Annotated in this window: 6 protein-coding genes; 4 read left to right on the top strand and 2 right to left on the bottom strand. The window is 62.6% G+C overall.

Going from position 1 to position 6,746, the window contains the following annotated elements; genetic code table 11:
- Positions 1-421 precede the first annotated feature (421 nt).
- The 4 genes from ABH944_RS42860 (at position 422) to ABH944_RS42845 (ending at position 3,923) form a co-directional block, all read left to right on the top strand.
- Positions 422-1,378 (top strand): choline ABC transporter substrate-binding protein, encoded by a 957-nt coding sequence (locus ABH944_RS42860; protein WP_097269022.1) that lies wholly within the window; start codon positions 422-424, stop codon positions 1,376-1,378.
- Positions 1,379-1,392: 14 nt separating this feature from the next.
- Positions 1,393-2,322, top strand: coding sequence for a 3-dehydrocarnitine:acetyl-CoA trimethylamine transferase CdhC (cdhC, locus tag ABH944_RS42855; RefSeq protein ID WP_404615175.1), 930 nt, complete (start codon positions 1,393-1,395; stop codon positions 2,320-2,322).
- A 124-nt stretch (positions 2,323-2,446) separates the two neighbouring features.
- Complete coding sequence (locus tag ABH944_RS42850; protein ID WP_404615177.1) at positions 2,447-3,394, top strand: L-carnitine dehydrogenase; 948 nt, start codon at positions 2,447-2,449, stop codon at positions 3,392-3,394.
- Between the two features lie 13 nt (positions 3,395-3,407).
- The gene (locus ABH944_RS42845; protein WP_404615179.1) at positions 3,408-3,923 is read left to right on the top strand and encodes a thioesterase family protein; all 516 of its coding nucleotides are present in this window, start codon (positions 3,408-3,410) and stop codon (positions 3,921-3,923) included.
- Here ABH944_RS42845 and ABH944_RS42840 read toward each other — a convergent pair.
- Complete coding sequence (locus tag ABH944_RS42840; RefSeq protein ID WP_404615181.1) at positions 3,845-6,172, bottom strand: heavy metal translocating P-type ATPase; 2,328 nt, start codon at positions 6,170-6,172, stop codon at positions 3,845-3,847. The two genes, ABH944_RS42845 and ABH944_RS42840, sit on opposite strands and share 79 nt — an antisense overlap.
- Positions 6,173-6,333: 161 nt before the next feature.
- A complete protein-coding gene (locus ABH944_RS42835) occupies positions 6,334-6,603 on the bottom strand; it encodes an FMN-binding negative transcriptional regulator (protein ID WP_404615183.1) in 270 nt (89 codons plus the stop codon).
- Positions 6,604-6,746 lie beyond the last annotated feature (143 nt).

Below are 6,746 nucleotides of genomic sequence, written 5' to 3'. Positions count from 1 at the left end.
CGTTTCTTTGTCGCTTTGGACAAAGAAATGACGTGCCGCCACGCACAGTGGCTAATAGTGATAAAGAGAAAATCCGACTCATGCAGACCGCTAACGCCGAAAGCAGCAACCCGGCACTGACTCCGACCGCTACCCTTGGAACCTACAACCCGGCATAGACCCCGACCGCTAACCCCGGAACCTGGCAACCCGGCACAAACTCCGACCGCTAACCCCGGACCCCTGGCGCCCAACATCAACCCCACCCACTAACCGCCCGACCAGCCCCCTGCCCGAGTGCGAACGAGAAAAACCGTCGCTGACAGTCAATTCCCGGTCGCAACCGGTCGCCTCCCCACGATTATGCGGCGTTACTTTTACGCACGGTCGGACATATCCGAACGCGTCTGTCCCTCACGGAAAATTACTGGAACAGGAAGCCATGACATCACTCCCGACAACGAAAAAGCTGCTCGCCTGTCTATTTCTCGCGTTGACTTCCCTGGGCGCATCCGCGCAAAGCAAGGAAGACGCAAGCTGCCGCACCGTTCGATTCGTCGATATCGGCTGGACCGACATCACCTCGACCACGGCGCTCGCATCAGTCGTATTCCAGGGCCTTGGCTACGACCCCAAGATCACCCAGGCCTCGGTGCCCATCTCGCTCGCCGGCCTGAAGACCAAGCAGATCGACGTCTCGCTGGGTTACTGGTGGCCCGTGCAGGAGAAGGCAGTCCAGCCGTTCATCGACGCCAAGCAGATCGACAAGCTCGACCCGCCGAATCTCTCGGGCGCCAAGGCAACGCTCGCCGTGCCCAGCTATGAATACGACGCCGGCCTGAAGACCTTCCAGGACATCGCGAAACACAAGGACGAGCTCGACGGCAAGATCTACGGCATCGAGCCGGGCAGCAGCGCAAACGCCCAGATCCAGAAAATGATCGATACCAACCAGTTCGGCCTGGGCGGCTTCAAGCTGGTGCAATCGAGTGAAGCCGGCATGCTGGTCACGGTCGACCGCGCCGTGCGCGACAAGAAGTGGGTCGTGTTCCTCGGCTGGGAACCACATCCGATGAACATCCAGATCAAGATGAACTACCTCTCCGGCGGCGACGCGGTGTTCGGTCCGAACTACGGCGAAGCACGCGTCTATACGCTGACCAACCCCGACTTCCTGACGCGCTGCCCGAACGCCGGCAAGCTGGTTTCGAACCTGCGGTTCACCACGCAACTGGAGAACCAGTTGATGATCCCGGTCATGGCCAAGGAGCGCCCCGCCGACGCAGCCAAGGATTACCTGAAGAAAAATCCCCAGGTGCTGGATGCGTGGCTTGCGGGCGTAAAGACGGTTGACGGCAAGGACGGCCTGCCGGCAGTGAAGCAATATCTTGGCCTTTGAAAGGACGATGCAACATGAACCATGAAGTGATCGTGACTTGCGCGGTAACAGGCGCAGGAGACACCACGGGCAAACACCCGGCTATTCCCGTCACGCCCAGGCAGATCGCGGAGGCGGCCATCGAGGCCGCGCGGGCGGGAGCCACCGTTGCGCATTGCCATGTCCGCGATCCGCGCACGGGCCGCGGCAGCCGCGACCCGGCGTTGTACCGCGAGGTGGTGGACCGCATCCGTTCATCGGATGTGGACGTGATCATCAACCTGACCGCGGGCATGGGCGGCGACCTGGAAATTGGCGCAGGCGAAGCGCCGATGCAGTTCGGCGCAGGCACCGACCTGGTCGGTGGCCTGACCCGGCTCGCACACGTGGAAGAGTTGTTGCCGGAGATCTGCACGCTGGACTGCGGCACGCTGAATTTCGGCGATGGCGACACGATCTACGTATCCACGCCCGCGCAACTTCGGGCAGGCGCGAAGCGGATACAAGAGCTGGGCGTGAAGCCGGAACTCGAGATCTTCGATACAGGCCACTTGTGGTTCGCCAAGCAGATGCAGAAGGAAGGTTTGCTGGATGACGCGCCCTTGTTCCAGCTATGCATGGGCATTCCATGGGGCGCACCGGCTGACGTGGGCACGTTCAAGTCGATGGTCGACAACATGCCGGCCGGCGCGCAATGGGCGGGGTTTGGCATCGGCCGCATGCAGATGCCGATGGTCGCCCAGGCGATGTTGTTAGGCGGCCACGTGCGCGTGGGTCTTGAAGACAACCTGTATCTGGACCGTGGCGTGCATGCGAGCAATGGGACGCTGGTTCAGCGAGCGGTAGAGATCATCGAGCGTCTGGGCGGTCGTGCGCTGACGCCGGCGGAGGGCAGAAAGAAGCTGAACCTGCCGGCACGCGGCGAGCGTTTGCTGGACCGCCGCAAGATCGAGCAATTCGCGTAAGTGCAGAGAAGATGCCAACCTGAAACCCGCCGACGCAGGCCGTGCGACACGCGGGATTTCAGGTTCAAGGCAAGCATGAAGTATCAAGGCAAGTAGAACATCAAATTAATAAGGAATCCGGTATATGCAAGTCAGGACGTTTGCTGCGTTGGGCGTGGGAGTCATAGGAAGCGGCTGGGTATCGCGAGCGTTAGCGCATGGACTTGACGTGGTGGCGTGGGACCCGGCGCCGGGCGCCGGGCAGCAGCTTCGGGCGAACGTCGCCAATGCATGGCCGGCGCTCGAACGAGTAGGGCTGGCCGAGGGTGCATCGAAGGAAAGACTGCGCTTCGTTGCGACCATCGAGGAATGCGTCGCCAACGCCGACTTCATTCAGGAAAGCGCTCCAGAGCGCGAAGACCTGAAACTGACGCTCCACGAGAAAGTCTCCCGGGCCGCAAAACCGGAAGCCATCATTGCGTCGTCAACGTCAGGCCTGCTTCCGACGGATTTCTACGCGAGCGCCAAAGACGCGTCGCGCTGCATCGTGGGCCATCCGTTCAATCCGGTCTATTTGTTACCGCTGGTCGAAGTGGTTGGCGGCGAGCAAACCTCGGAAGCAACGCTGCAAGCAGCATCGGCATTTTATGAATCGATAGGCATGCGCCCGCTGAGAGTTCGCAAAGAGGTCCCGGGTTTCATCGCGGACCGCCTGCTGGAAGCGCTCTGGCGCGAAGCACTTCACCTGGTCAACGAAGGTGTTGCGACCACCGGCGAAATCGATGACGCCATTCGTTTCGGCGCAGGCATTCGATGGTCGTTCATGGGCACGTTCCTGACCTATACGCTCGCAGGCGGCGAGGCCGGCATGCGGCATTTCATGCAGCAATTCGGACCGGCGCTAGAATTACCGTGGACCAAGCTGGTTGCGCCGACACTCACGGACGAACTGATCGACCGGGTGGTTGAGGGCACGACGGACCAGCAAGGCGAACATTCCATCAAGCAACTGGAACGTTACCGCGACGACTGCATCACGAGCGTGATGACGGCCATCGCGCAAGCTAAATCCCGCCACGGCATAGCGGACTAGAGAAGGCATACGAGTGACGCATAACCGCACCATCCATCGCGACACGGTGAGGCCCGAATGGGTCGACTACAACGGCCATCTCCGTGACGCGTTCTACATGCTGATCTTCAGCCTCGCGACCGATGCGTTCATGGACCGCATCGGTCTGGACGAAGCCGGCCGTTCCTCGCGCGGCCGTTCGTTGTTCACGCTCGAGGCGCACATCAACTACCTGCACGAAATCAAGGAAGGTACGGCGGTTCGCGTGGAGGCGTCGGTGCTCGCATTCGACGCCAAGCGCGTGCACCTGTACATGGAGATGTTCGCAGGGGAGGGAGCCGAGCCCGTCTCGGCGAGCGAACAGATGCTGCTTCATGTCGATACAAGCAACGGCGCGAAGTCGGCGGCCTTCGATCCGGATATCGCCGGCCGGATCGAAGCGATGTGCCGCGACGCGCCGAAAGAAGCCCGTTACGCGGGCCGCGTGATCGGCTTGCCGTCGAGACCGCGGGCATTGGCATCGGCATCGGCGGGGACCAGGCCGGCCTGAGCACGCCATGTGCGCAGCAGCAATGCGTTTGTCACCACGCTTACGCTTGAAAACGCCATGGCTGCGCCCGCGAGCATCGGATTGAGCAGTCCGAACGCGGCGAGCGGAATGCCGATCAGGTTGTACACGAACGCCCAGAACAGGTTCTGCTGGATCTTGCGATACGTGCGCCGCGCGATATCGATGGCATCCGCCACCAAAGCCGGATCGCCGCGCATCAGCGTGATGCCGGCGGCTTCCATGGCGACGTCGGTGCCGGTCGCCATCGCAATGCCGATATCGGCGGCGGCGAGCGCGGGCGCGTCGTTGATGCCGTCGCCGGCCATCGCCACCGCGCCTTGCGCCGACGCCTTCAGTTCCGCGATCACGCGCGCCTTGTCGGCGGGGAGCATCTGCGCGTGAACGGTGTCGGGTGTGATGCCAAGCGATTTCGCCACGCTGGCCGCGCTGCCGGCGTTGTCGCCCGTGAGCAGCACGCTTTTGATACCCATCGCGCTCAACCGGGCGATAGCGGCGCGGGCGCCGGGCTTCAGCGAGTCGCCGAAAGCGAGCAGGGCGAGCACGTGTGGCGTCGCAGCGCGTGAAACATCACCTGCGCCGCGGGTCCCGACCAGATCCACCAGCCACGACACCGTATTCCCAAGCTGTTCCAGTTCTGCCGCGCGAGCAGCCAGCCGTTCCGGCGCGACCAGCCGCAACTCGTCGAGCCAACGATCGCTGGCTATCGTCAGATGGCGTTCACCCACGCGCGCCTCGACACCGCGACCGGCCACCGCTTTCGCATCGCTCGCGGTAATAGCCTGAACCTCGGCCTCATCAGCGGCCGCAACGACCGCGCGCGCCAGCGGGTGATCGCTGAGCCTTTGCACGGCCGCCGCCAGCCCCAAAGCTTCTGCCTGGTCCACCCCTTCATCCGCCTCGAACGCGGTCATGGACGGCTTGCCGACAGTCAGTGTGCCGGTTTTATCGAAGGCGACAATCCTGATCCGATGCGCCATTTCCAGCGCCTGCGGGTCCTTGATCAGCACACCATGCCGGGCCGCGACGCCGGTTCCGGCCATGATTGCGGCGGGCGTTGCCAGACCGAGCGCGCAAGGGCAGGCGATCACGAGCACCGCGACCGCGTTCAGCACGGCTGTTTCCACGCCCGCGCCCATCAGCAACCAGCCGGCCAGCGTCACGAGCGCGATGCCCAGAATCACCGGCACGAATATCGCCAATACCCGGTCCACCAGCCGCTGAATAGGTGCCTTCTCGGCCTGTGCCGATTCAACCAGCCGGATGATCCGGGCCAGCGTGGTCTCTGCACCGGTCGCGGTCGTTTCCACGGCGATCACCCCCTCGCCGTTGATCGAACCCGCGGTCACGCGTGCCCCGGTTTCCTTCGCCACGGGCAGGCTTTCGCCGGTGATCAGCGACTCATCCACGTGCGTGCGGCCTTCGCGAATCAGGCCGTCAACCGGCAGGCGTTCCCCCGGCCGAACGATTGCCACATCCCCGTTGCGCACATCCGCCAGCGCGACGTCGCGCTCGTTCCCGGTCGCCGCATCGCGAATCCGCGCGCGTTCCGGGCGCAGCGCATCGAGTGCGCGAATGGCGTCGGTGGTTTGCCGCTTGGCGCGGGCTTCGAGCCATTTGCCGAAGCGCACGAGCGTGATCACCACCGCCGCCGCTTCGAAATAGAGATGAGCGGACACGCCGGGATGGGCGAACAGCTCGTACACGCTTAATCCCCAGGCCGCGGAGGTTCCGAGCGCGACAAGCAAGTCCATGTTGCCTTCGCCTGCGCGCACTGCCTTGAAGCCACCGACGTAAAAGCGCGCGCCGAGCACGAATTGCACGATGCTGGCGAGCGCCAGCGATACCCAGGCGCCGAGATGAAGATCCAGCCCGAGCATGGGCAGGACCAGCGGCAGGGTCAGCAGCGCCGCCACGACCACCGCCACGAGTTCGCCCGTGTGCACGGGCGCGGCGACAGGCGCGGCTTCCGGTTCTATGAAGGTCGCCTCGTAGCCGGCCTTGGTCACGGCGGCGACAAGTTGGTCGCGCGAGACCGACGTGTCGGCGTGGACCGTCGCTTTTTCGGTCGCCAGGTTGACCGACACCTGTCCCACGCCCGGCACTTTCGCCAGCGCCTTTTCGACGCGCCGCACGCACGACGCGCACGTCATCCCGCCAATAGCGAACTCAGCGGTGGACAACGTTGCAGCGGCAGCCGGATGGGCGGTTGGAACAGATGGTGCGGACATGACAAGGTTTCCCGGTTCAGTGCGAGCCATCGAATCAGCTCGATGTAACCAGTATCGACATTCCAATGATTGGAAGGTCAAGGCGTATTTTCAATAGGAGGGGGCGCGTTCAGCATCGCGTCGGCGAGGGTTGTTGCCGCGTCGGTTTCGCTGGCTTCCATTTAAAAAGTCGGCGATATATAACCGGACGCTCCCTGGGAAATAACCAGTGCGTCAGAATCGCTCTCAATCTCCTGACAAATGGGATTTGCCCGCGCCACGTGGGCATGCAAAATTCCGTACTCGCCCTGGTTTCTGTCGAATCCGAATGGCACGTGGTTCGCGTCCAGACCGTTTGGGTCATGCGTGACAAGGGCCGCAAGCGGATTGTCAGCCATTAACCGATGTAAAACCTCTACGTGTTTTTCTTCGAAGCATGGGGGCGGATACATCGCGGCTCGTGGACAGATGAGAAAGAACTGGCAAAAAAAACCGAAAAAATCATGTTACGCGATGCCTGAACCGGTCGAAATATTTCTGAAACACCGGCAGGGCGTTCAAGAAGCGTTACGCGCTCCTTGCCTATCGCCATTGG

The sequence above is a fragment of the Caballeronia udeis genome (genome assembly GCF_044909315.1).
Classification (GTDB): domain Bacteria; phylum Pseudomonadota; class Gammaproteobacteria; order Burkholderiales; family Burkholderiaceae; genus Caballeronia; species Caballeronia udeis_A.
This window is presented reverse-complemented; position numbering and strand designations above follow the sequence as displayed.

What these genes read in the sequence shown, in the direction of transcription:
- ABH944_RS42850 (WP_404615177.1), top strand. Translation starts at nt 2,447, where the DNA reads ATGCAAGTCAGGACGTTTGCTGCGTTGGGCGTGGGAGTCATAGGAAGC.
- cdhC (WP_404615175.1), top strand. Translation starts at nt 1,393, where the DNA reads ATGAACCATGAAGTGATCGTGACTTGCGCGGTAACAGGCGCAGGAGAC.
- ABH944_RS42835 (WP_404615183.1), bottom strand. Translation starts at nt 6,603, where the DNA reads ATGTATCCGCCCCCATGCTTCGAAGAAAAACACGTAGAGGTTTTACAT.
- ABH944_RS42860 (WP_097269022.1), top strand. Translation starts at nt 422, where the DNA reads ATGACATCACTCCCGACAACGAAAAAGCTGCTCGCCTGTCTATTTCTC.
- ABH944_RS42840 (WP_404615181.1), bottom strand. Translation starts at nt 6,172, where the DNA reads ATGTCCGCACCATCTGTTCCAACCGCCCATCCGGCTGCCGCTGCAACG.